This window comes from Pseudoalteromonas sp. HM-SA03, from assembly GCF_002289345.1.
Classification (GTDB): domain Bacteria; phylum Pseudomonadota; class Gammaproteobacteria; order Enterobacterales; family Alteromonadaceae; genus Pseudoalteromonas.
In genome coordinates this window covers 1-342 of record NZ_NSDG01000171.1, presented here as the reverse complement: position 1 = coordinate 342, position 342 = coordinate 1, and the positions used below count along the sequence as shown (strand labels likewise).

General features: G+C 33.9%; 1 pseudogene. It reads left to right on the top strand.

Annotated features, from left to right (window positions below):
• Positions 1 to 40 precede the first annotated feature (40 nt).
• A pseudogene (locus tag CKO50_RS24305) lies at positions 41 to 342 on the top strand (hypothetical protein); the annotation flags it as partial.

Sequence of the window (342 nt, the reverse complement as noted above, 5' to 3'; positions counted from 1 at the left end):
TTTTCAAACGATCCAGCGGGAAATGTGGCGATTTCACTTAGTGTTAGATGAAGGGGGGTTTAAACGGTTTTTGATGTTTTTACCTCTAGGTTTATGCGGTGGACTATGGTTTCTCTTGTTATTTAATATTGTGTTGTATTTTTTTTCGGAAGATATCACTAATGAAGGGTTAATTGAACTTTTTTCTGGGCGATTTTTATTTAACTTAGTTATTTCGCTTTTTTTACTGAATATTTATCCATACTTTTTAAGAATGTTGGGGCATAAATATGCCTACTTCGATAGAGTTAAACAAACCGTTAGTTTTAGTTTTGATGTTGGCTCAGACGAGCTGGATGAGTT